Origin of the sequence: Chromobacterium sp. IIBBL 290-4, assembly GCF_024207115.1 — a bacterium.
Lineage (GTDB): Bacteria > Pseudomonadota > Gammaproteobacteria > Burkholderiales > Chromobacteriaceae > Chromobacterium.
Genome location: NZ_CP100128.1, coordinates 1,563,339 through 1,584,313, shown reverse-complemented (window position 1 = coordinate 1,584,313; position 20,975 = coordinate 1,563,339). Strand labels below are relative to the sequence as shown.

Annotated in this window: 24 protein-coding genes and 1 riboswitch; of the genes, 14 read left to right on the top strand and 10 right to left on the bottom strand. The window is 64.4% G+C overall.

Annotation, left to right across the window (positions count from 1 at the left end; all coding sequences use genetic code 11):
* The first annotated feature begins 586 nt into the window (after window positions 1-586).
* Complete coding sequence (gene pyk / locus NKT35_RS07405; RefSeq protein ID WP_254300330.1) at window positions 587-1,993, top strand: pyruvate kinase; 1,407 nt, start codon at window positions 587-589, stop codon at window positions 1,991-1,993.
* A gap of 101 nt (window positions 1,994-2,094) precedes the next feature.
* Complete coding sequence (locus NKT35_RS07400) at window positions 2,095-2,862, top strand: substrate-binding periplasmic protein (RefSeq protein ID WP_254300327.1); 768 nt, start codon at window positions 2,095-2,097, stop codon at window positions 2,860-2,862.
* A 12-nt stretch (window positions 2,863-2,874) separates the two neighbouring features.
* On the opposite strand, the gene NKT35_RS07395 is transcribed toward NKT35_RS07400, so the two are convergent.
* The 3 genes from NKT35_RS07395 to NKT35_RS07385 form a co-directional block, all read right to left on the bottom strand.
* Window positions 2,875-3,483 carry a class I SAM-dependent methyltransferase gene (locus tag NKT35_RS07395; protein ID WP_254300324.1) on the bottom strand — a complete coding sequence of 203 codons (609 nt, stop codon included), beginning with the start codon at window positions 3,481-3,483 and terminating at the stop codon, window positions 2,875-2,877.
* Between the two features lie 10 nt (window positions 3,484-3,493).
* The gene (locus NKT35_RS07390; protein WP_254300322.1) at window positions 3,494-3,886 is read right to left on the bottom strand and encodes a nuclear transport factor 2 family protein; all 393 of its coding nucleotides are present in this window, start codon (window positions 3,884-3,886) and stop codon (window positions 3,494-3,496) included.
* A gap of 145 nt (window positions 3,887-4,031) precedes the next feature.
* A complete protein-coding gene (locus NKT35_RS07385; protein ID WP_254300320.1) occupies window positions 4,032-4,403 on the bottom strand; it encodes a VOC family protein in 372 nt (123 codons plus the stop codon).
* Window positions 4,404-4,532: 129 nt separating this feature from the next.
* Here NKT35_RS07385 and NKT35_RS07380 point away from each other — a divergent pair, with 129 nt between their 5' ends.
* Entirely contained in the window at window positions 4,533-5,741 is a 1,209-nt protein-coding gene (locus NKT35_RS07380; protein WP_254300318.1) for a winged helix-turn-helix domain-containing protein, read from the top strand.
* Between the two features lie 3 nt (window positions 5,742-5,744).
* On the opposite strand, the gene NKT35_RS07375 is transcribed toward NKT35_RS07380, so the two are convergent.
* Window positions 5,745-6,104, bottom strand: a complete 360-nt coding sequence (locus NKT35_RS07375; protein ID WP_254300316.1) for an EthD family reductase — start codon at window positions 6,102-6,104, stop codon at window positions 5,745-5,747.
* Window positions 6,105-6,188: 84 nt separating this feature from the next.
* A complete protein-coding gene (locus tag NKT35_RS07370) occupies window positions 6,189-6,899 on the bottom strand; it encodes a substrate-binding periplasmic protein (protein WP_254300314.1) in 711 nt (236 codons plus the stop codon).
* A gap of 105 nt (window positions 6,900-7,004) precedes the next feature.
* Between NKT35_RS07370 and NKT35_RS07365 the strand changes: the two genes are divergently transcribed.
* The 3 genes from NKT35_RS07365 to NKT35_RS07355 all read left to right on the top strand — a co-directional run bounded on the left by NKT35_RS07365 (window position 7,005) and on the right by NKT35_RS07355 (window position 9,157).
* Window positions 7,005-7,286, top strand: coding sequence for a hypothetical protein (locus NKT35_RS07365; RefSeq protein ID WP_254300313.1), 282 nt, complete (start codon window positions 7,005-7,007; stop codon window positions 7,284-7,286).
* A gap of 89 nt (window positions 7,287-7,375) precedes the next feature.
* Complete coding sequence (locus NKT35_RS07360) at window positions 7,376-7,945, top strand: PTS sugar transporter subunit IIA (RefSeq protein ID WP_254300311.1); 570 nt, start codon at window positions 7,376-7,378, stop codon at window positions 7,943-7,945.
* Window positions 7,946-8,035: 90 nt separating this feature from the next.
* A complete protein-coding gene (locus NKT35_RS07355) occupies window positions 8,036-9,157 on the top strand; it encodes a GGDEF domain-containing protein (RefSeq protein WP_254300309.1) in 1,122 nt (373 codons plus the stop codon).
* On the opposite strand, the gene pdxR is transcribed toward NKT35_RS07355, so the two are convergent.
* Entirely contained in the window at window positions 9,152-10,591 is a 1,440-nt protein-coding gene (gene pdxR / locus NKT35_RS07350) for a MocR-like pyridoxine biosynthesis transcription factor PdxR (protein WP_254300307.1), read from the bottom strand. The genes NKT35_RS07355 and pdxR overlap by 6 nt on opposite strands.
* 107 nt (window positions 10,592-10,698) lie before the next feature.
* On the opposite strand from pdxR, the gene NKT35_RS07345 reads away from it, so the two are divergent.
* Genes NKT35_RS07345 through NKT35_RS07335 form a run of 3 tightly spaced genes read left to right on the top strand, consistent with a single transcriptional unit; the run spans window position 10,699 to window position 12,805 of the window.
* Window positions 10,699-11,736, top strand: coding sequence for an FAD-binding oxidoreductase (locus tag NKT35_RS07345; RefSeq protein ID WP_254300305.1), 1,038 nt, complete (start codon window positions 10,699-10,701; stop codon window positions 11,734-11,736).
* 14 nt (window positions 11,737-11,750) lie between these two features.
* On the top strand, window positions 11,751-12,449 hold the full coding sequence (locus NKT35_RS07340; protein ID WP_254300303.1) for a M24 family metallopeptidase: 699 nt from the start codon (window positions 11,751-11,753) through the stop codon (window positions 12,447-12,449).
* 23 nt (window positions 12,450-12,472) lie between these two features.
* Window positions 12,473-12,805, top strand: coding sequence for a gamma-glutamylcyclotransferase family protein (locus tag NKT35_RS07335; RefSeq protein ID WP_254300295.1), 333 nt, complete (start codon window positions 12,473-12,475; stop codon window positions 12,803-12,805).
* 69 nt (window positions 12,806-12,874) lie between these two features.
* On the opposite strand, the gene NKT35_RS07330 is transcribed toward NKT35_RS07335, so the two are convergent.
* Both NKT35_RS07330 and thiC read right to left on the bottom strand, forming a co-directional pair.
* The gene (locus tag NKT35_RS07330) at window positions 12,875-13,114 is read right to left on the bottom strand and encodes a DUF2789 domain-containing protein (RefSeq protein WP_505190906.1); all 240 of its coding nucleotides are present in this window, start codon (window positions 13,112-13,114) and stop codon (window positions 12,875-12,877) included.
* A gap of 104 nt (window positions 13,115-13,218) precedes the next feature.
* Entirely contained in the window at window positions 13,219-15,117 is a 1,899-nt protein-coding gene (gene thiC, locus NKT35_RS07325; RefSeq protein ID WP_254300293.1) for a phosphomethylpyrimidine synthase ThiC, read from the bottom strand.
* An 81-nt stretch (window positions 15,118-15,198) separates the two neighbouring features.
* Window positions 15,199-15,346, bottom strand: a riboswitch (TPP riboswitch).
* A 97-nt stretch (window positions 15,347-15,443) separates the two neighbouring features.
* Here thiC and NKT35_RS07320 point away from each other — a divergent pair.
* The 5 genes from NKT35_RS07320 to aac(6') all read left to right on the top strand — a co-directional run bounded on the left by NKT35_RS07320 (window position 15,444) and on the right by aac(6') (window position 19,223).
* A complete protein-coding gene (locus NKT35_RS07320; RefSeq protein ID WP_254300292.1) occupies window positions 15,444-16,103 on the top strand; it encodes a protein-L-isoaspartate O-methyltransferase family protein in 660 nt (219 codons plus the stop codon).
* A gap of 2 nt (window positions 16,104-16,105) precedes the next feature.
* Window positions 16,106-16,432, top strand: coding sequence for a rhodanese-like domain-containing protein (locus NKT35_RS07315; RefSeq protein WP_254300287.1), 327 nt, complete (start codon window positions 16,106-16,108; stop codon window positions 16,430-16,432).
* Window positions 16,433-16,568: 136 nt separating this feature from the next.
* The gene (locus tag NKT35_RS07310) at window positions 16,569-17,294 is read left to right on the top strand and encodes a uracil-DNA glycosylase (RefSeq protein ID WP_254300286.1); all 726 of its coding nucleotides are present in this window, start codon (window positions 16,569-16,571) and stop codon (window positions 17,292-17,294) included.
* Window positions 17,295-17,374: 80 nt separating this feature from the next.
* Window positions 17,375-18,685: a hemolysin family protein gene (locus NKT35_RS07305; RefSeq protein WP_254300285.1), complete on the top strand. Its 1,311-nt coding sequence runs from the start codon at window positions 17,375-17,377 to the stop codon at window positions 18,683-18,685.
* A 73-nt stretch (window positions 18,686-18,758) separates the two neighbouring features.
* Complete coding sequence (gene aac(6') / locus NKT35_RS07300; protein ID WP_254300284.1) at window positions 18,759-19,223, top strand: aminoglycoside 6'-N-acetyltransferase; 465 nt, start codon at window positions 18,759-18,761, stop codon at window positions 19,221-19,223.
* A gap of 251 nt (window positions 19,224-19,474) precedes the next feature.
* On the opposite strand, the gene NKT35_RS07295 is transcribed toward aac(6'), so the two are convergent.
* Together NKT35_RS07295 and NKT35_RS07290 are read right to left on the bottom strand one after the other, a co-directional pair.
* The gene (locus NKT35_RS07295; RefSeq protein WP_254300283.1) at window positions 19,475-20,470 is read right to left on the bottom strand and encodes a S66 family peptidase; all 996 of its coding nucleotides are present in this window, start codon (window positions 20,468-20,470) and stop codon (window positions 19,475-19,477) included.
* Between the two features lie 12 nt (window positions 20,471-20,482).
* On the bottom strand, window positions 20,483-20,950 hold the full coding sequence (locus NKT35_RS07290) for a GNAT family N-acetyltransferase (protein WP_254300282.1): 468 nt from the start codon (window positions 20,948-20,950) through the stop codon (window positions 20,483-20,485).
* Window positions 20,951-20,975: the final 25 nt, after the last annotated feature.

Sequence of the window (20,975 nt, the reverse complement as noted above, 5' to 3'; positions counted from 1 at the left end):
CTAAAAATAAAATTGTTCAATAAAAACAATAACATGATTAATGTAGTCAAACGCTACATCTGCTAACTCGGCTTGTCTGCATACAAATTAAGCCGCTCAGACGCGGCAAGACGCGTTTTGGCGCGCATGTCGCATCGCAACATCCATTCGATGCGCGATTCCTTGCGAATCAAGCCTATTCAGCTCGTGCCGCTGAAATTTTGAAAAAGAAAAAATACGAAAATAATCGAAAATACAAATGCGCATATTTGAAAAAAACAAAGCGCGGCGCTTATTTTCCTACAAACGACCGTTTTAAGGTAATTCCGCCGCTACAATCCAGTTGTGGCAGCATGGCGGCATGGGAGAGCCGGATCACGGAGACAGGCGCAGGCCTCATCTCCTGAGCCGGATTGGACCCAGCGCAAATAACAAGGGCTGCCGCCGTGGCATTATCTCGACATGGAACAACCGCAGCATGGCAACGCCGTCTCGCCCATGCCAGGCCGGATGGGTTCCAGGGCGACGCCGCAGGCCAGCAAAGCCGCGGCAGCCGCATGAACAACGCTCTCACCTAACCGGCCGGAACCGGCCGCAAAGGACCGCCATGCTTCGCAACACCAAAATCCTCGCCACGCTGGGCCCCTCGTCCAGCTCTCCGGAAAAAATCCTCGATCTGGCCCGCGCCGGCGTCAATGTGTTCCGCCTGAATATGAGCCACGGCAGCCACGACGATCATCGCGCCCGCCTGGCCGCCATCCGCGCCGCCGAACAAGCATTGGGCCGCCCCATCGGCGTGTTGGTGGACTTGCAAGGCCCCAAGCTGCGCATCGGCAAGTTCCCGCACCCCACAGCCGTGAAAACCGGCGACCGCTATGAATTCGTGCTGGATGAAATGGAAGGCAACGCCGAGCGCGCCACGCTGCCGCACCCGGAGGCGTTCGAAGCGCTGGAGCCGGGACACCGCATCCTGGTGAACGACGGCAAGCTGTCCTTCGAAGTGACCGAAATGCATCCGCGCCGCATCGTCACCCGCGTCACCGTCGGCGGCGATCTGTCCAGCAATAAGGGCTTCAATCTGCCGCACACCGTGCTGCCGCTGTCCGCCATCACCGACAAAGACCGCCTGGACGCGCAATTCGCGCTGCGCGAAGGCGCGGACTGGGTGGCCATGTCTTTCGTGCAGACCGCGAATGACGTGAAAGAGCTGCGCGACATCGTCGGCAAGCAAGTCGGCATCGTCGCCAAGATCGAAAAACCGTCGGCGGTGGACGATCTGGAAGCCATCGCCACGCTGGCCGACGGCGTGATGGTGGCCCGCGGCGACCTGGGCGTGGAGCTGCCGCCGGAAGACGTGCCGGTGGTGCAGCGCCGCATCGTCCACCAGTGCCGCCATCTGGGCCGCCCGGTCATCGTCGCCACCCAGATGCTGGAATCGATGATCACCGCGCCGACCCCGACCCGCGCCGAAGCCAACGACGTGGCCACCGCCGTGTATGAAGGCGCCGACGCGGTGATGCTGTCGGCCGAAACCGCCGCCGGCCAATACCCGCTGGAAGCGGTGCAGATCATGGACCGCGTCATCCGCCGCGTGGAAAGCGCGCCGGACTACCGCAAGGTGATGGCGCTGGATTACAGCGCCGCCGACGAGCCGGACCGCACCGACGCCATCGCCGCCTGTGTGCGCAAGGTCAGCACCTTGCTGCCGGTGACGGTGTCGGTCGCCTTCACCACCAGCGGCGCCACCTGCCTGTCGCTGGCGCGCGAACGCCCGTCCACCCCCATCCTGGGCATTTCGCCCAAGCTGGAAACCGCGCGCCGCGTCACCCTGGTCTGGGGCGTGGTGGCCTGGCATGGTCCGGACGCGGAAAATCTGGAAGACATGGTGGTGAAGACCACCTTCAGCGCCACCAAGCTGGGCCTGGCCGAGCAGGGCAAGCCCATGGTGATCATCGCCGGCGTGCCTTTCGGCACCCCCGGCTCCACCAATCTGCTGCGCATCGTCTACCCGTAATCCTCTGCGGGGGACAAGCGAAAACGGAACCTGCGGGTTCCGTTTTTTTATGCTCGATCGGGCTATTCTGAAGATCAGCTCAATATTTCGAAATCTTGTCTATGCCGATCGCCGCGCTATCCCGAATGCTGGCCGCCTTGTCGCTGCTCTTCGCCTGCGCATCCGCCCTCAGCGAAAAACCTGTCAGCTTGATCGTCGATTTCGACGCCAGCAATCCCCCGCTGATGTATCAGGACCAACAAGGGGTGGCGGGACTCTATCCGCTCTTGGTCTCCACGATCTGCCATCGCGCCGGCATCGCCGCCGTCCAGCGCGCGGTATCCTGGCGAGAGGCTTTGCAAGAGCTCGGGGCGGGCCGCGCCGCGGCCGGCGGCATCATCAAAACCGTCAACCGCGAAGTCTTGTTCGACTTCAGCCAGCCGCTGTTTTACGAAAGCGTGGTGATGGCCTATGCCGCGCCGGGCAAGGGTTATCGCAAGCTGGAGGATCTGGACGGCAAAAGAGTGGGTGTGATCGCCGGCTGGAGCTATGGCAACGCCTTCGACCGCGCGCGGCGGCAAGGCCGCTTCGCCGCCCTGGACGGCGACAGCGACCAGCAAAATCTGAGACAGCTGCGGCTGGGACGGCTGGATGTGGTGCTGGGCATACGCGAAGCCTTGCAGCTGGCGATTCAGGAAAACGCTTACCGCGACCTGCCGCTGTCCCATGAGGCGCTGGTGACCAATCCTTCTTTCCTCGCCATCAACAAAACCTCGCCGCAAGCGGCGCTGCTGCGCCGTTTCAACCATGCTCTGCACGCCATGCGCCAGGATGGCAGCTACGACAGGCTGGTGAACGGCTACCTTGCCAAAACGCAGGCCGCGCGCTAACGCCGCCGCGCCTCAACGCGCGCGGAACAAGGCCAGTCCGCCCTTTTGCAGCAACAAGTCCGCCTCGCCAAATCCCGCTTCGCGCAAAGCGGCGCGCTGTTCCTCCACTGTCGCGTACAGCTGATCGTCGGCCATGCCGCCCTCTCCGGCGAAATGGTCGCACAGCAAATAGGGAGCGCCCGGCCGCAACAAGGAACGCGCCTGGCGATGCAGCGCCGGCAAATGGCGTTTGTGCCGCACCTCATGCGCCGCCTGATTGGTGATCACCGCGTCGAAACTCGGCAGATCATCCGCCCAATCCGCCTGGCGGAAATCGCCCAGACGAAAACGGACCCGGCTTTCCTGAACGCCCAGCCTCTCGCGCGCCAGCGCATGCATCGCCTCGGAAAAATCGTACAAATCCAAACGCAGCTGCGGCAAAGCGTCCAGCAAGTGCCGCGCCAGAAAGCCGGGGCCCGAACCCAACTCCAGCACCCGCTGCGCGCCGGCAAGCTCCTGGGCGAAACGGTCGAAGAATTCGGTGCGCCAGGGCCGCTTGATCATCGCCTCGGCCGCCCATTGCGCCGCATCTTCGGTTTGGCGCAAATCAATAGGGCTTTCCACTTCGATAAAATCCTGCATGGCGTCTCCTTCAGGCCGGCTCGGTCAGATGGCGGCGGTTTTCCGGCGCCGGATAGGCTTGCGGCCAATATTCCAGCAAGCGCACGATGCGGCCGCCGGCCACGGTGAAAAACGACACCGGCTCGGCCGATTGCACGCCGTCGCCCAGGCTCACCTGGGTGACCACCTGGTCGCCGCTGGCCACCAGCCGGTTGATGCGGAAACGCCACGGCCCATGCGCCGGATACTCGGCGTTCATCCTCGCATAGCGGTCGGCGCCGCGGATGCGTTCCTGAGATTGCGGCCAGTCCACCACCAGATCATCGGCCAGCACCGCCTTGACCGCCTCGAAATCATTGCTGGCCATCAAACGCCAGAATTCGCGCACCACCGCCTCGGCCGACGGCACCGTTTTTTCCGCCATGTCTGTCCTTCCTGTTGAATCGCTCCGGGTTTTCTCGCAGCCTGCCCAGGCAAGCGTCGAAACCTTGCCGCGCCCGGCCTGATGCAGCCCGTCGGACTGCGCGGCCTGGCGGCATCGACACATTTGCGCTTGTCATCATGCCTATTCAAAAACTATAAGTGCTGACTTCGATCAGATTGCCGTCGGGATCGTTGAAATACACCGAGGTGATCGGCCCCATCGCGCCGCTGCGCGTCACCGGCCCTTCGACGACGGCCACGCCCTCGCGCTTCAGATGCTCCGCCACCTCGGCCAAGGGCAAATGGGTGATCAGGCATAAATCGCCGCAGCCGATGGCGGCGTGGTTGCGCGTTTCCTGACCCAGCGTCTGCAGATTGATTTTCTGATTGCCGAAACGCAGCGCGCGGCGGCCATTGCCGAAAGTGACGTCGTCCAGCTTGAGCGCGCGGCGATAGAAAGCCACCGCGGCCTCGATGTCCCTGACCGTCAGCACCAGGTGGTCGATGTGGCTGATCATGTTCTGTCCTTTGTTGAGGCTGGGCTGTCCACACTGCCACAGTCGACATTTAATGTCCATGTCATCAATAAAATGTCGACAAAGCCAGGGCCTGTTATAGTTTTCCCACCCACCACGACTGCTCGCGCCATGACTGTTCATCTCTCGCTGCAACAAGCCCGCCACCTGCAACTGGCCGCCCAGGGCCTGCTGGCCGCGCCGCGCCGCAAGGCGGACAAGGCCGCCGCGCTGGCCGCCATCCGCCGCATGGCGCTGTTGCAGATCGACACCATCAGCGTGGTGGCGCGCAGCCCCTATCTGGTGTTGTTCAGCCGCATAGGCCACTACGATCCGGCCTGGCTGGAGCAATTGCTGGCCGAAGGGGCGTTGTTCGAATACTGGGCGCACGAAGCCTGTTTCGTGCCGACCGAAGACTATGGCCTGATGCGGCACCGGATGAAAAACGCCGAGGCTATGGGCTGGAAGTTTTCGCAACGTTGGTACGACCAGCACCGCGCCGACATCGAGGCCATCGTCGAGCACATCCGCGAACACGGCCCGGCCCGCTCGGCCGATTTCGAGCGCAAGGACGGCAAGGGCGGCGGCTGGTGGGATTGGAAGCCGGAGAAGCGCCATTTGGAGGCGCTGTTCACGCTGGGCCGGCTGATGGTGAAGGAAAGGCGCGGCTTTCAGCGCGTGTACGACCTGGCCGAGCGGGTGTTGCCGGATTGGGACGACGCGCGCGACCTGGCTTCGCCGGAACAGGTCAGGCAGGCGCAGGTGCGCAACAGCTGCCGCGCGCTGGGCCTGGTCAAGCCGGCCTGGGTGGCGGACTACTACCGGCTCAAGCGCGCGCCCTACACCGAGCTGCTGCACGGCCTGGCCGACGCCGGCGAGCTGCTGCCTGTAAAAGTGGAAGGCTGGAGCCACGACGCCTTCGTCCACGCCAGCCTGCAAGCCGAGCTGGAACAGGCGCGCGACGAGCGGCTGAAAAGCGGCAATACCGTGTTTTTATCGCCGTTCGACCCGCTGGTCTGGGACCGCAAGCGCGCGCTGGAGCTGTTCGATTTCGATTACAAGATCGAGTGCTACACCCCGGCGCCCAAGCGCCAATACGGCTACTTCACGCTGCCGCTGCTCAACCGCGGCAAGCTGATAGGCCGGATGGACGCCAAGGCGCACCGCGCGCAAGGCGTGTTCGAAGTGAAGGCGCTGCATCTGGAGCCCGGCGTGCGCGCCAGCCAACGGCTGGCGGACGATATCGGCGCCGCGCTGGGCCGGCTGGCGCGCTGGCACGGCACGCCGCGGCTGGCCATCGCCCAGGCCCCGGCCGGCCTGGCCGAAAAACTGCGCGGCTGAGGCTTACTGCGCGTCGGCGTACCAGCCGCTGACAACCGGCTGGTGCGCTTCCTGCAGCAGGGTTTCGTTGTACTGGATTTCCGGCTGGATGTCGGTGTAATTGGCCACATCGCCCATGATGCGCGCCGCGTGCGGGCCGAAGGCTTTCTGGAACGACTCCACGGAATCGAAAGTCAGCCGCGCCGCCGCGATATAGCCCGGTTCGCTGCCGGACTCGGCGCCGGACAGCCCTTTCTCCACCGTCACCGCCCGCAGCGCGCTGCCCACCAGTTGCCGCACCAGCGGAATATGGCGCTGCAGATAATAGTCGAAATCGAAACGGGCGCCGGCATACTGCGGATACACAACGCTGACGGTAATCATGGGCAAGCCTCCACGGGACGAGAAGAAGCTTCAACTTACTCCCTCCCGCCCGTTTTGCCAATGTCATCGCCGGACAGGGCGCGCTCAATCCGTCCGGTAAGGACCCATCAATTTTTGCAGCTCGCCGCGGGCTGCCATCTCCCGCATGGCCAGGCTCAGCTTGTCGGCGGCCGCGCGTTGGCCGGGGCCCATCCACAAATAGATGTTCAGATGCTCAAAAGCCACCGCGTGCGCCTGATCGCCGTATTTTTCCTGCAAGGGCCAACGACCGGCGGTTTCGCTGGACACCACGCACAAATCCACGCGCCGGATCAGCGCCATCCGGATGCAGGCATCCTGGCTAGCCGGCATTTCGCGGCGGGCCACATGGCGGGTTTTCAGATCGATGCCATGCAGGCCGCGCAGAAAAGCGATGTGGTATTGCCCAAGATCCGCCCAGGAATGAGGGCGGACATCGGCCGAGGCGCTGACAGCGTAATACCAGGCAGTGCGCAAATGCGGCTCGACCCGGATGGCCGCGGGGAACAACGCGTGAAATTGCGGTCCGCGGTTGGGATCGCCGTCGAAGCGGCCGGCGATGAAGTCGGCCAGCGCCCGCTCAGGCGGCAGATACTGGATGGTGTAGCTCAGGCCCGCCTTATCGAAAACGGCATCCAGCGTGCGTCGCATCGCCACCATATTGGGCGCGTCCAGCGGCGACAGATTCACCAGCCGCAGCGGCTCGGCCGACAGACAGGCGGCGGAAGCCAGGCTCAATACGCCGCCTGCCAGCGCCATGCCACCCCCGATGTTCATGCCTGAGCCTCTTGCCGTCGAACCGTTACACTATAGCCAATGGCGCATGGGAACTTGGCCCGCCGCCGCCGCTCTCTATCACCACACCCACTACCGGACTTTCTCATGCGCCATCGCATTTTGCTTCTCGCCGCGCTGCTGCCGCTCGCCGCCTGCACCGATCAACAAACGGCCAGCCTGCAGCAAGCCGCCTCGGCCGCCATCGGCAGCGCGCATCAGGGCATAGAACAAGCCAGCGCGCCCTTGGGCAAGCTCAAGCAACAGGCCAGCGCCGCCCTCGGCGTCGCGACCGTGCTGAATCCCGAGCTGAAACAACAGGTGCAGCAGCTTAAGGAGCAGGCCTCGGCGCTCAAGGGCGCAGTGGAGCAGCAGACCGGCCAGCGTTAACGGGATTTATATGCGCCGGCGTCGTTTATTTAGATTCAATTTAGCCGCGCCGTCCTAGCATGAGTTCGTCATCCCCACGGAGCACGCTCATGCAAACCTTGCCCGACATTTGTCGCAGCAGCGACATTCTGCTGGATGTAGACATCGCCAGCGCACACCAGCTGTTCGACTACCTGGGCCGCCAGCTGGGACAGCGCCATGCGCTGAACGCCCAAAGCGTCAGCACCGCGCTGCAGCTGCGCGAACAAACCGGCAGCACCGCGCTGGGCCACGGCCTGGCGCTGCCCCACGCCCGCATTCCCGGCCTGGGCGAGCCTCGCGCGCTATTTGTCCGCCTGGCCCGGGACATGGATTTTTCCGCGCCCGACGGCGAGCGCGTGCACAGCCTGCTGGTCCTGCTGTTGCCGCAAGACACCCGCGAAGGCCATTTGCAGCTGCTGGCCGCCATCGCGCGCATGTTCAGCGAAAAACCGTTCCGCCAAAGCCTGGCCCTGTGCCGCCATGGCCACCAAGTCTTCCAGCTGTTCCAACTGTGGGCCGACCCCGAAGCCAGCAACGATCCGCATTTCATGCTGGACAGCAACCGCTATTTCCTCGACACCGAATCCAGCCTGCGCCCCGACTACAGCATCCGCCGCAAGGTGACCGCCCGCTTCTGAACGACCCACGCCGCCGCCAAGTCCACGCGGCAGGAAACAGGCTTTGCTAGGATGGAACCAATACGCATTCATCCCGGTCCATTCAGCCGCATGTCCAATTTTCTGCTCGTCATGGTATCGCTGGCCATCGCCAGCATAGGCGTCATCACCTGGCAACACACGGTGCGCGCCGATTTGTTGCGCCCGCGGCGGCGCTGGCTGCAGGCTTCCTTGTTCCTGGCCGCCGGCATGATGCTGGAAGGCGGCGCGCTGGGCGAAAGCCAGCTGGCCACCTCGCTAGGCAGCAGCATGACCAATGGCGGCATCGCCCTGCAGCTGACCATCCTGGCTCGCTTGGCCGGCATCCGCTGGCCCGGCAAACTGTGGATGGCGGTGGCGGCGTATTCCTTTGTGGACAAATGGATACCGCAAGCCTTCGTCTCCGCTTGTTTGACCACGCTGGAAATTCCCGTTCTGTACTTCATCGCCGCCTGGCTGTTCCAGAGAATGGAGCGGCAGATCTGCCATAACCGCTTCAGCCCCACCGCGTTGCTGTTCTTCACCGGCGCCTGGCTCTTCATCTGGCGTGATGGACCGGATCTGCTGCGGATGTTCCACGGGCTGCCGCATCAATCGCACCAACACGAACTTTCGCACGCCTTGGCGCTGACCGTGGCCATGGCCGCCCAGGTGTGCTGCGCGGTGGGCTTTCTCAACATCGTGCTGCAAAAGCAGAATTCCCGGCTGCAGGACGCCGCCAATATCGACCCGCTCACCGCCGCCGGCAACCGCCGCGCGCTGCAATACTGGCTGCGCACGCTGGAAGCCTCTACCCAGCGCGTTTGCGTCATCATGCTGGATATCGACCATTTCAAATCCATCAACGACCGCTACGGCCACCCGGCGGGCGACGCCGTCATCCAGGCGCTGGCCGGCGTGCTGAACCACGGCGTGCGCGAAAACGATCTGCTGATCCGCTACGGCGGCGAGGAATTCTGCCTGGTGATGCCGGACACCAGCGTCGAAACCGGCTCCCTGGTGGCGGATAGGCTGCGCGAGCAGTTCCAGCAGTTGCAAGTGCTGCCGGGCCATCCCGAGCTGCGCTGCAGCTTTTCCGCCGGCGTGTTCGAATGGCAGTGCCATGTGCAGGACTTCGCCAGCGCCCAGCAAAAAGCCGACGAAGCGCTGTACCAGGCCAAACAAGGCGGCCGCAACCAGGTGCGCCGGCTATAGCTGGGCGCGCAGCGCCTCGCCCAACCGCCGCACGCCCAGCCTGAGCTTGTCCTCATCGACATCGGCGAAACATAGCCGCATGCCCGCCACCGCGGCCTGGTCGGCGGCGAAGAAGCTGCCCGGCAAAATCTTGACGCCGCGCAGCCGCGCGTCCGCCGCCAGCCTGTCCATATCCACCCGTTCCGCAAAGCGCAGCCAGATCGCCAGGCCGCCCGCCGGCGGCTCATACTCCGCCAGGCCGCACAGCTCCGCCGCCAGGCTTTCCAGCAGCACCTGCCGCCGCTTTTGGTAGACGCGCCAGGCGCGGCGCAGATGGCGGCGAAACTCGCCGCTGTCTATCAATTCCGCCACCGCCAGCTCGGTCACCGGATTGCCCTGCCTGTCCAGCAGCAGCACGATGTCCACGCAACGCGCGACCAGCTCCGGCCGCGCCACGATGAAGCCGATGCGCAGGCCCGGCGCCAGCACCTTGGACAGGGAGCCGATGTAAATCACCCGGTGGCCGCCGGCCAGGCTGGCCATCGGCAGCATGGGCCGATGGGCAAAGTGGAATTCGTGATCGTAATCGTCCTCGACGATGTGGAAATCGTAACGCTCGGCCAAGGCCAGAATCTGCAGCCGCCGCTCGGCCGGCATCATGCGCGTGGTGGGAAACTGGTGGTGCGGCGTCAGATACACCAGCTTGACGCGATGGCTGCGGCACAGCGCCTCCAAGGCCTGCGGCAGCATGCCTTGCTCGTCGCCATCCGCGTCCAGGCATTCGGCCCCGTGTGACGCAAAAGCGCGCCGGGCCGATGGGTAGCTCAAGCGGTCGAACACCGCAGCGTCGCCTGGCCTGAGCATGGCCTTGCCCGCCAGATAGATGCCCATCAGGCTGCCGCGCGCCAGGCAGATGTCGTCCAGGCCGGCATGCAGGCCGCGCTCCATGTTCAGCATCTGCGCCAGCGCGCCGCGCAGGGCCGGCTCTCCGGCCGGATCGCCATAGGACAGCTTGCCGGAGCGGGCGGTGGCGATCAAAGCGCGGCGATAGGCGCGGCCCAGCACATCGAAGGGAATCAGCCGCGAATCCGGCGCGTTCTCCGAAAAATCGATCAGTTCCGGCTCTCTTTGCCGCCAAGTTTCGCGGCTTTGCTGCGCCAACGCCTCCGTTGCGGCGGGCTGCAAGGCCGGCGCCGGCAAAGACGGCGCGACGAAGGTGCCGCGGCGCCCCTCGGCGCTGACCCAGCCCTGGGCCGCCAGCTCTTCGTAGGCCGACACCACCGTCTTGCGGTTCAGGCCCAATTGCGCCGCCAGCTCGCGGCTGCCCGGCAAGGCGTCGCCCGGATGCAAGCGCCCCTGCTGGATGTCTTCCGCCACTTGCTGGGCAATCTGCAAATGCGCCGGCAAGCCGCCGTCGCGGCGTATCGCCAACCATAAATGCCAGGGTCTCAACATCGCGCGTCTCTCTCTCACTCACTGGACCAGTGAATTTATAAATTCTGGATGTGTTTACTGGTCCAGCAGACTTATAGCATATGCGAAACGATTTTTGGAGACGCGCGATGACGACTTCTTATCCTTATCGATTGCAAGCTGCGCACAGCCTGGATGCCGACACGCTGCGGATTTTGCTGCGGCCGCACGGCCACGGCGGCATGCCCATCCAGGCCGGCCAGTTTTTCAGCCTGGCCCTGCCCAATGGCGCGGCGCGCAGTTATTCGCTGGCATGCCAGCCGCGCGGCGACGGCTGGCTGGAGGCGCATATTCGCTTGCGCCGCGGCGGCCGGGCCAGCGAATGGCTGCGGACCGAGGCCAAGCCCGGCCAAACGCTGACGGTGTCCGGCCCCTACGGCGACTGCGTCTGGCAGCCGGAATCGTCTTCCATCCAGCGCGTGCTGATGCTGGCCACCGGCACCGGCATCGCGCCCTTGAAAGCGATGCTGGAATACGCCGCCGCCCTCGGCTGCCGAACCCCCATCACCTTGTACTGGGGCGGCGCGCGGCCGCAAGACCTGTATCTGGCCGACCACTTCGCCTGCCTGGCCCTGCGCTGGCCGACCTTCCGCTTTGTTCCGGTGCTGAGCGAGGCGCCGGCAGGCTGGCTCAGCCGCCAGGGCTGGGTGCAACAAGCCGCCGCCGCCGACCATCCCGATCTGCGCGCGGCGCGCGTTTACGCCTGCGGCGCACCGGCGATGGTGGAGCAGGCGCGCGAGCTGCTGGTTTCGCAGTGCGGCTTGCCGGAGGATCGCTTCCACGCCGACGCCTTCGCCCCGGCGCAAACCGCCGCGCCCTCCTCTCAAGATCTGTCGCTGCGCTGGCGCGCGGCAAGCGGCGACTGGCAGCAGCTACCGGCCGCAAGCGGCAGCCGGCTGGTGGACGCGCTCGCCGCTGCCGGCCTGGTATTGCCGGTATGCGGCGGCCAGGCCGCCTGCGGCGCTTGCCGCGTCGAAATCGACGCCGCCTGGTCGGCCTGCCTGCCTGCGCCGGAACGGCAGGAAAAAAGATTGCTCGCCGTTTTGGATCATCACCGCCCCGCCCACCGTCTGGCCTGCCAGATCAGGCTGCACCCCGGCCTCAATGGCCTGACCCTTTTCCAGTGAACCAGGAGAATCGAATGGAAATCCAAACCCGCCCCGAAGAAGCCGTCGGCCCGCATTTCAATCGCGACGCCATGCTGGACGTGCGCGAACGCACCTTGCAAGCCATCCGCGGCATCGCCGGCCGCATCCATGCCGGCATGGTGGAAGAGGACGCCGTGGAGCTGGCGCGCGACATGCTGGCCGACGCCGGCATGCTGCGCGGCTGGCATGAGGTCTACGTCCGCTTCGGCCCCAACACCTTGAAAACTTTCGGCGCGCCGTCCGAGCCTGGCGTCGTGCTGGGCGAAGACGATATCTTCTTCATCGACATCGGCCCGGTATGGCGGCAATGGGAGGGCGACGGCGGCGACAGCTTCGTCACCGGCGCCGATCCGGAAAAAGCCCGCTGCGCTGCCGACGCGCGCGCGATTTTCCACGAGGTCAGGCGCCATTGGCTGCGAAACGGCAGCAGCGGCCAAGACCTATACCGCTTTGCCGCCGCCTGTGCCCAGGCCCGCGGCTGGGAGTTGAATCTGGATCTGTCCGGCCACCGGCTGGCCGATTTTCCGCACAGCGCGCTGCATCAGGGGGCGCTGGCCGATTACGCGCATGCGCCGAGCGAGCTGTTGTGGGTGCTGGAAATCCATATCCGCCATCCCAGCCAGCCCTATGGCGCGTTTTTCGAGGATATGCTGCTGGATGACGGCTTTTTTCCGCAGAAAGCCCCCATTTAACAGATAAAAACAGGACCTCAGCCATGCCCAAACTGTTCTCTTACGGCACGCTGCAGCAAGACAATGTGCAGCTCGCCACCTTTGGCCGCCTCTTGCATGGCCGCCCGGCGCAATTGGTCGGATTCAAGCAGCAGATGCTGGAAATCCGCGACGCCGAGGTGGTGCGCGCCAGCGGCAAGACTCATCACCCCATCGTCAGTCCCAGCGAAAACCCGCAGGACCGCGTCGCCGGCAGCGTGTTTGACATCAGCGCAGCGGAACTGGAACAGGCCGACCGCTACGAGGTGGACGACTACCGGCGCGTGGAAGCGACGCTGGACAGCGGCGAACGCGCCTGGGTGTATATCGCCGCCTGAGCCGCGCCAGCGCAAAGGGCGAACGCTTATCCACAAGCGTTCGCCCTTTTCAGGTTTTATCCACAATCCTCAGCCTTCGCCCTGCTGCAGCAGCACCGCCAGCTCATCCACCGCTTCGCTCCACTCGGCGTCGCACTCCAGCGCCTGGCGCAGGAAAGCCGCTTGCGACGCGCTCCAGAACGGCGCGTCGGCAAGCGATATCCGCGGCGGCAGCGGATGGCTGGCGATGAAGGCCTTGATCGCGGCCGGCTCGTCGGGCAAACCCAGCTGGCGAAACAGCCCGGGCAACAAATGATTGCTGGTATCCATCATGCGCTCCCATGCTTGGCGGGTACGCTTATCCTAGACCGCAAACCAGGCCTAGCGGCATGAAAACAGGCGGCGATGGCCGCCTGTGTGCCCTGTTAGCAACATCACACCTTGTCGTACAGCTTGGCGCCGCTCTGCACGAACTCGATGGATTTCACTTCCATGCCCTTGTGCAAGGCGTCCTGCGCGCTGATGCCCTGCTTGGCGGCGAAATCGCGCACGTCCTGGGTGATCTTCATGCTGCAAAAATGCGGGCCGCACATCGAGCAGAAGTGCGCCACCTTGGCGCTGTCTTTCGGCAGCGTTTCATCGTGGAAGTCGCGCGCCTTATCCGGGTCCAGGCCCAGGTTGAACTGGTCTTCCCAGCGGAATTCGAAACGCGCCTTGGACAAGGCGTTGTCGCGGATCTGCGCGCCGGGATGGCCCTTGGCCAGGTCGGCCGCGTGCGCCGCCAGCTTGTAGGTGATGATGCCTTCCTTGACGTCGTTCTTGTTGGGCAGGCCCAGGTGTTCCTTCTGCGTCACGTAGCACAGCATGGCGGTGCCGTACCAGCCTATCTGCGCCGCGCCTATGGCCGAAGTGATGTGGTCGTAGCCGGGCGCGATGTCGGTGGTGAGCGGCCCCAGAGTGTAGAACGGCGCTTCGCGGCACCACTCCAGCTCCTTGTCCATATTCTCCTTGATCAGCTGCATCGGCACATGGCCGGGGCCTTCTATCATCACTTGCACATCGTGCTTCCAGGCGATCTCGGTCAGCTCGCCCAGGGTTTTCAGTTCGCCCAGCTGCGCCGCGTCGTTGGCGTCCCAGGCGCTGCCCGGCCGCAGGCCGTCGCCGAGGCTGAAGGCCACGTCGTAGGCCTTCATGATTTCGCAGATGTCCTCGAAGTGGGTGTAGAGGAAGTTTTCCTGGTGATGCGCCAGACACCACTTGGCCATGATGGAGCCGCCGCGGGACACAATGCCGGTCATGCGGCCCGCCGTCATCGGCACATAGGCCAGACGCACGCCGGCGTGGATGGTGAAATAGTCCACGCCCTGCTCGGCCTGCTCGATCAGCGTGTCCTTGAAGATTTCCCAAGTCAGGTCCTCGGCCTTGCCGTTCACTTTCTCCAGCGCCTGGTAGATCGGCACCGTGCCGATCGGCACCGGGCTGTTGCGCAGAATCCACTCGCGGGTTTCGTGGATGTTCTTGCCGGTGGACAGGTCCATGATGGTGTCGGCGCCCCAGCGGATGCCCCAGGTCATTTTGTCCACTTCTTCGGATATCGACGAGGTTACCGCGCTATTGCCGATATTGCCGTTGATCTTCACCAGGAAATTGCGGCCGATGATCATCGGTTCGCTTTCCGGGTGATTGATGTTGGCCGGAATGATGGCGCGGCCGGCGGCCACTTCCTGGCGCACGAATTCCGGGGTGATCTCCTCCGGCAGATTGGCACCGAAGCTCTGGCCGGCATGCTGGCGCGTCATCAGCTCCAGCAGACGGTTGTTGCCGGTGGCTTGCAGCGCTTCCACATAGGCGCGGCGGTTCAGGTTTTCGCGGATGGCGACGAACTCCATCTCCGGCGTGACGATGCCGCGGCGGGCGTAGTGCATCTGGCTGACGTTGCGGCCAGGCAGCGCGCGGCGCGGCTTGCGCTGCAGATTGAAGCGCAGCTCGGCGAGCTTGGGGTCGGCCTCGCGAGCGCGGCCGTATTCGCTGGACAAGCCAGCCAGCTGCTCGCAATCGCCGCGCTCGGCGATCCAGCCGGCGCGCAAGGGCGCGAGGCCGCTCTGGATGTCGATCTGCGCGGCCGGGTCGCTGTAAGGGCCGCTGGTATCGTAAACATAGATGGGCGGGTTGGCTTCGCCGCCGAACTGGGTCGGCGTGTCGGCCTGGCGGATCTCGCGCATCGGCACGTGAAGGTCCGGGCGGCTGCCGGCGACATGAATCTTGCGGGAATTCGGCAAAGGCTGGATGGCGGCGGCGTCCACCACCATCTGCTTGTTAACGGGCGCGTTCATCGGCGGGTGTCTCCAAAAGCGATGAAGCGGCGCAAGGAGCGGTTCGGCGATGGCCGGCTGCGGAGGATGGCCCAAGGCCATGTCAGGCAGATGACGCTTCCCTACGCCGGTATTATCCGGGTCAGGTTCCAAGGGTATTTCTCACCCGCGCCTTGCCGTTCAGCCCGATGTCCTACACTTTGGTAGCCATCCACGCCGAACGCCAGGCGCAGGACCCCTAGCGATGCCGTGTGAAGGTAAGGCAAATATGGGATAATCGCAAGTTATCGTCATGATCAGAGTCTTGCCGCCGCCGGCGGACTCCCAGACCTCCGGAGTGAAAGTTGATGGATTTCGAAAAAACCCGATTCAACATGGTCGAGCAGCAGATTCGTCCGTGGGAAGTTCTGGATCCGACCGTGCTGGATCTGCTGTTCCAACTGAAGCGCGAGGACTTCGTCGCCGCCGACCAGCGCCAGCTGGCCTTCGTCGACACCGAACTGCCGCTGGCCAACGGCGGCAAGATGCTGCAGCCGAAAATGGAAGCGCGCCTGGCGCAAGACGCCGGCGTGCAGCCTACCGACAAGATTCTGGAAATCGGCACCGGCAACGGCTATCTGACCGCGCTGCTGGCCAAGCTGGGCAAGCAGGTGGTGAGCGTGGAAATCGACGCCGCGCAAAAAGAGCGCGCCGCCGCCAACCTGAAAAAAGCCGGCATCGCCAATGTGACGCTGGTGGAAGCCGACGGCGTGCTGGGCCTGCCGGAACAAGCGCCTTACGACGTCATCGTGGTCGCCGGCTCGCTGCCTGTGGTGCCGCAAGAGCTGAAGAACCAGCTGGCCGTGGGCGGCCGCCTGATCCTGGTGGTCGGCGATCTGCCGGTGATGAGCTGCAAGCTGATCCAGCGCGAAACCGACACCAGCTTCCGCGAAACCGCCTTGTTCGAAACCTGTGTCTCCCGCCTGAAGAAATTCGAAGCGGTGGAACCGGCCCGTTTCAGCTTCTGATCATGCTGCGCGAAATCACCGCCCCCGCCCTCGCCGCCCAACTGGCCAACGCCGACGCCAAGCGTCCGCTGCTGCTGGACGTGCGCGAGGATTGGGAATACCAGCTCGCGCGCATCGAGGGCAGCGTTCACATTCCGATGAACCTGATCCCGATCCGGATGAACGAACTGCCGGACGACGCCGAAATCGTCGCCATCTGCCACCACGGCATGCGCAGCGCCCAGGTGGCGCTGTTCCTGCAGAACGCCGGCTTCGAGCAGGTGATCAACCTCAAGGGCGGCATCGACGCCTGGTCCGCCCAGGTGGACCCCGCCGTAGCCCGGTATTGAGATCCTGACGGCGCGTCGCCCCTTCGGGGTGGCGCGCCCTAGCAACACCGCCTCCGGGCGGTGTTTTGTTTGGAACGAATCGCGCCGCGCGCGCTCCAAAGCAGCCTATCCGCCTCACCCGCAGCCAAGAATCCCTATGTCCTCACTGAGCTATCTGTCCCCCGCCCTCGCCCGCGTCCATCCCGCCTGGGAAACCGTGCTCAAGCAAGCCGGCATCGCCTCGCGCCTGGTCGATATCGACCGGCAGCTGTCCGCCCAGCAAGATGCCGGCAAAACGCTGTTTCCGCCGCCGGCGCAAGTGCTCAACGCGCTGTCCTTCGCCGCCCCGGCCGACGTCAAAGTGGTGATATTGGGCCAGGATCCCTACCACGGCGCCGGCGAGGCCATGGGCTTGTCGTTCTCGGTGCCGGAAGGCGCGCGCGTGCCGCCCAGCTTGCGCAATATCTACAAGGAACTGGCGGCCGATCTGGGCCTGGGCATTCCAGCCAGCGGCGATCTCAGCCATTGGGCGCAGCAAGGCGTGCTGCTGCTCAACAGCGTGTTCACCGTGGAGATGGACAAGGCCGGCAGCCACGGCAAGCTGGGCTGGCAGACGGTCAGCGACGCGCTGATCGACGCCGTCAACGCGCAGAATCCCGGCTGCGTGTTCCTGCTGTGGGGCAACTGGGCGCAAACCAAGGCCGAGCGCATCGACACCAGCCGCCACCTGGTGCTGACCGCCGCCCACCCTTCGCCGCTGTCCGCCAGCCGCGGTTTCCACGGCTGCCGCCACTTCTCCCAGGTCAACGCCTGGCTGATCGCCCGCGGCCGCGATCCCATCCGCTGGGCCCCCGCCACCGCGGCGCAAAACAGCCTGTTCTGAGCAGTACTGTCCGCCCTGCCACTAGGCGCGGCGGACCGCTTGTCCTAAGCTAGCAGCTTCGCCACTTCCAGTCCTCTATCGTGGAAATCCTGCTGTTGCTAGGCCTGGTGCTGCTGAACGCAGTCTTCGCCATGGCCGAGATCGCCATCGTCTCCTCCCGCAAGGTTCGCTTGCAGCAAAAGGCCGATGACGGCCACAAGGGCGCGCGCGCCGCGCTCAAGCTGGCCGCCGAGCCCACCCGCTTCCTGTCCACCGTCCAGGTGGGCATCACCTCCATCAGCATTCTGTCCGGCGTTTACGGCGAAGCCGCGCTGTCCGAGCATCTGCGCGAGCGGCTGATCCTGATCCCCATGCTGGCGCCGTATAGCAAGCCGCTGTCGGTGGCGCTGATGGTGCTGTTCATCACCACATTGTCGCTGATCTTCGGCGAACTGGTGCCCAAGCGGCTGGCCTTGCTGAATCCGGAAGGCGTGGCGATGGCGCTGGCGCGGCCCATGCAGCTGCTGTCCCAGCTGTGCGCACCGCTGGTGCGGGTGTTCAGCCAGGTTACCGATGGCTTGCTGCGGCTGCTGGGCGCGAAAAAAAGCGACGAGCCCTCCATCACCGAGGATGAAATCCGGGTGCTGATGGAACAAGGCGCCGACGAGGGGGTGTTCGACCGCGCCGAGCAAGAGCTGGTGGAAAACATTTTCCGGCTGGACAACCGCAAGGCGGCCTCAGTGATGACGCCGCGCAAGGACGTGGTGATCCTGGACCTGGAGGATGGCCCCGAAGCCATCCGCGCCACCCTGCTGCAACATAGCTTCAGCCACTTTCCGGTCTGCCGCGGCGACACCGACCAGCTGTTGGGCATACTCAACGCCAAACGCTTGCTGGACCGTTTGCTGCGCGGCGAAACCGTGGATTTCGCCGCCGACCTGACGCCGCCGCTGTACGTGCCGGCCACCTGCACCTTGATGCAGTTATTGGAGCAATTCAAGCAGGCGCGCAGCCACAGCGCGCTGGTGGTGGACGAATACGGCGAGCTGGAAGGCCTGGTGTCGATCAATGACGTAATGGAAGCGATAGTCGGCGATATGCCGGCCATAGGCGGCGAAAATGACGAGATCGTGCAAAGAGAGGATGGCAGCTGGCTGGTGGACGGCATGCTGTCGCCGGACCGCTTCCGCGAGTTTTTCGAACTGGAAAACGAGCTGCCCGGCGAGACCGGCGGCAACGTCCACACCCTGGGCGGCGTGGTGATGTTCCAGCTGGGCCGCATCCCCAGCGTCACCGACCGTTTCGAATGGAACGGCTTCAGCTTCGAAGTGGTGGACATGGACAAAACCCGGGTCGACAAGATCCTGGTGCAGCGCCACCACCTGCCGCAGCCGGAGTTCGAGTCGATATGATCAAGCCGCGAGGAACTTCTCCATCCAGCCGCTTCTCTCTCATCAACGAGAACCCGAGCCACCCGCCCAAGCTATGAAAAATCCCTTAGCCGATATTCTGTTCGCCCCCTCCTGCCCAGCCCATCTCAATGACTGGCGGAAGCTGCGCGCCGCGCTGTGGCCGGACTGCCCGGCCGATGAACACCAGCGGGAGATCGATGCTCAAATCGCCGAGCCTGCCCGTTACGCGGCTTTCATCGCCATGGATGCGGCCGGCGGCGCGGTTGGGCTGATCGAGTTGGCTCTTCGCCATGACTACGTCAATGGAACCCACCATTCGCCGGTCGGTTTCATCGAAGGCCTGTACGTCGCGCCCGAACATAGACGCGCCGGCGTCGCCGCGCGGCTGTTGCTCGCCGCCCAATCCTGGGCCCGCGAGCGCGGCTGCGTGGAGCTCGCCTCTGACACCGCCTTGGACAATGCCGCCTCCCAAGCCGCCCATCTGGCCCTGGGCTTCGAGGAAACCGAGCGCGTGGTGTTCTACCGCATGGCGCTGTGAAGCCCGCTCCCCTGTAGGGCAGATGCCCCAAAGGGGCGATCTGCCGCCATCTTCCCCATCATATTGCGTGGACAAACTGGTTTGCCGACGCATTTTTGTCGCGGCATCCGCGCGAGCAAGCCTTGCATGCCCTGCCGTTTATCCCGCGGAACGCCTGGCTACTGACCGCAGGCATGCAGCCCTGCTTCCGTCTCTCTCCCACTTTCCAACTCATGACTTAGGCGGAACGCCCGGCGGGCCGGGCTTCCGCCCTACTTGGCCAGCCGCTGGCTGAGTCGGGCGCGGCCTTCCCCGAACACCTCAAGAACCGCCCAGGCGCCGTTCAACAGCGTCCATTGCGGCGGCACATGGCCGATGTCGGCATCGATCGCCACCGGATACGGCAAACCGTCCAGCGCGGCGCGCACAGCGTCCTCATAGCGCAATGCCTGCCCGTCCGCGGCGTCCTGAGCGCTGCTGCGGCCCAATATCAGGCCGGACAGGCCGTCGAGCATCCCGGACAGCCTGAGGCCCGCCAGGGCCCTTAAAACGGCGCAGGGCGCGAGTTCGACGTTTTCCAGGTACAGAATGGCCGGTTCGCGTTTAAACGCCGTCAGATCGAAATACGGCGATCCCTGCAGCGACACCAGCACATCCAGGCAGCCGCCTATCAACCGGCCTGCCATTTTTCCGGCGCCGCCGTCCAGCAGCCGCACGCGGTTGGCGAAGGTCTTGCCTGGCTCGTTCCATTTCCAATACTGCGGATGGCTTTCCTGCGCCGGCGGCGCGCCGGTTTCCATCGCCGCCAGCAGCGCCTCATTGCCGAACGCCCGCTCCTTCAGCGGCAAATCCATCAGATTGGGGCCATGCAGCGTGCCCCAGCCCGATAGCAGCGCCAGCGGCGTCATCACGGTGGACACGTCGGAGAAGCCGGCCAGCCATTTGGGCGGCAATGCGGCCAAGGCGGCGAAATCCAGACCTAGCAATAACTCTATCGCCCGCTCGCCGCCCCAGGGAGGCAGGATGGCGTGGATCTCGGGATCGAACAGGAAACGCCGCAACTCGGCCAAACGCGCGGCGGCCGGCGCGCTGGCGTCGTATTTCTCCTCGCGCAGGCATTGGCCCTCTATCACGCGATAGCCGCGCGCGCGCAGTACGGCCAAGGCCTGATCCAATTGGCCATGCAGCTGCGGATGCACGCCGGAGGAAAAGGCGGTGACGGCGATGGCGTCGCCGGGTTTCAAGGCGGGTGGGAAGCGTATTTGCATGTTTGCCCTTTCTTATCCAGCCGTCTGCGGATGCTGTCTTGGCAGATCCAAGGCGAAGGTCAGACTGGTATTTTTCTGCTGGTAACCGATCCGCCGGTAAAAGTCGTGAGCGCCGGTCCGCTGCATGCCGGAGCGCAGGCGGATGCGGGCGTAGCCGCGCTGATACGCCCATCGCTCGCAGGCCGCCAGCAGCAAACGGCCGATGCCCAAGCGATGATAGGCCGGATCGACGACGATGCCGCCTATCTCCACATAGCTGCTGGCTTCCAGCAAATGCCCGCCATGGCCATGGACCCAGCCCGCCACTTGGCCAGCGCATTCCGCCACCCAGATCTCATTGTCGGGAAACGCCCGCACTGCGGCATAGCGCGCCGCCAAGGTGTCCGGATCGGTGGGGTAGTCGAGGTCGCCGCACAGCTTGGCCACGGCGGCGATGTCGGCCTCGGTCATCAGACGAATCAAAATCTGCGCGTCAGTCATGCTTCGCTCCAAGCAAAACATCATG

Bases quoted from the DNA above. Each gene is read 5' to 3' on its own strand.
- pyk (WP_254300330.1), top strand. From the start codon at position 587: ATGCTTCGCAACACCAAAATCCTCGCCACGCTGGGCCCCTCGTCCAGC.
- NKT35_RS07400 (WP_254300327.1), top strand. From the start codon at position 2,095: ATGCCGATCGCCGCGCTATCCCGAATGCTGGCCGCCTTGTCGCTGCTC.
- NKT35_RS07395 (WP_254300324.1), bottom strand. From the start codon at position 3,483: ATGCAGGATTTTATCGAAGTGGAAAGCCCTATTGATTTGCGCCAAACC.
- NKT35_RS07390 (WP_254300322.1), bottom strand. From the start codon at position 3,886: ATGGCGGAAAAAACGGTGCCGTCGGCCGAGGCGGTGGTGCGCGAATTC.
- NKT35_RS07385 (WP_254300320.1), bottom strand. From the start codon at position 4,403: ATGATCAGCCACATCGACCACCTGGTGCTGACGGTCAGGGACATCGAG.
- NKT35_RS07380 (WP_254300318.1), top strand. From the start codon at position 4,533: ATGACTGTTCATCTCTCGCTGCAACAAGCCCGCCACCTGCAACTGGCC.
- NKT35_RS07375 (WP_254300316.1), bottom strand. From the start codon at position 6,104: ATGATTACCGTCAGCGTTGTGTATCCGCAGTATGCCGGCGCCCGTTTC.
- NKT35_RS07370 (WP_254300314.1), bottom strand. From the start codon at position 6,899: ATGAACATCGGGGGTGGCATGGCGCTGGCAGGCGGCGTATTGAGCCTG.
- NKT35_RS07365 (WP_254300313.1), top strand. From the start codon at position 7,005: ATGCGCCATCGCATTTTGCTTCTCGCCGCGCTGCTGCCGCTCGCCGCC.
- NKT35_RS07360 (WP_254300311.1), top strand. From the start codon at position 7,376: ATGCAAACCTTGCCCGACATTTGTCGCAGCAGCGACATTCTGCTGGAT.
- NKT35_RS07355 (WP_254300309.1), top strand. From the start codon at position 8,036: ATGTCCAATTTTCTGCTCGTCATGGTATCGCTGGCCATCGCCAGCATA.
- pdxR (WP_254300307.1), bottom strand. From the start codon at position 10,591: ATGTTGAGACCCTGGCATTTATGGTTGGCGATACGCCGCGACGGCGGC.
- NKT35_RS07345 (WP_254300305.1), top strand. From the start codon at position 10,699: ATGACGACTTCTTATCCTTATCGATTGCAAGCTGCGCACAGCCTGGAT.
- NKT35_RS07340 (WP_254300303.1), top strand. From the start codon at position 11,751: ATGGAAATCCAAACCCGCCCCGAAGAAGCCGTCGGCCCGCATTTCAAT.
- NKT35_RS07335 (WP_254300295.1), top strand. From the start codon at position 12,473: ATGCCCAAACTGTTCTCTTACGGCACGCTGCAGCAAGACAATGTGCAG.
- NKT35_RS07330 (WP_505190906.1), bottom strand. From the start codon at position 13,114: ATGGATACCAGCAATCATTTGTTGCCCGGGCTGTTTCGCCAGCTGGGT.
- thiC (WP_254300293.1), bottom strand. From the start codon at position 15,117: ATGAACGCGCCCGTTAACAAGCAGATGGTGGTGGACGCCGCCGCCATC.
- NKT35_RS07320 (WP_254300292.1), top strand. From the start codon at position 15,444: ATGGATTTCGAAAAAACCCGATTCAACATGGTCGAGCAGCAGATTCGT.
- NKT35_RS07315 (WP_254300287.1), top strand. From the start codon at position 16,106: ATGCTGCGCGAAATCACCGCCCCCGCCCTCGCCGCCCAACTGGCCAAC.
- NKT35_RS07310 (WP_254300286.1), top strand. From the start codon at position 16,569: ATGTCCTCACTGAGCTATCTGTCCCCCGCCCTCGCCCGCGTCCATCCC.
- NKT35_RS07295 (WP_254300283.1), bottom strand. From the start codon at position 20,470: ATGCAAATACGCTTCCCACCCGCCTTGAAACCCGGCGACGCCATCGCC.
- NKT35_RS07290 (WP_254300282.1), bottom strand. From the start codon at position 20,950: ATGACTGACGCGCAGATTTTGATTCGTCTGATGACCGAGGCCGACATC.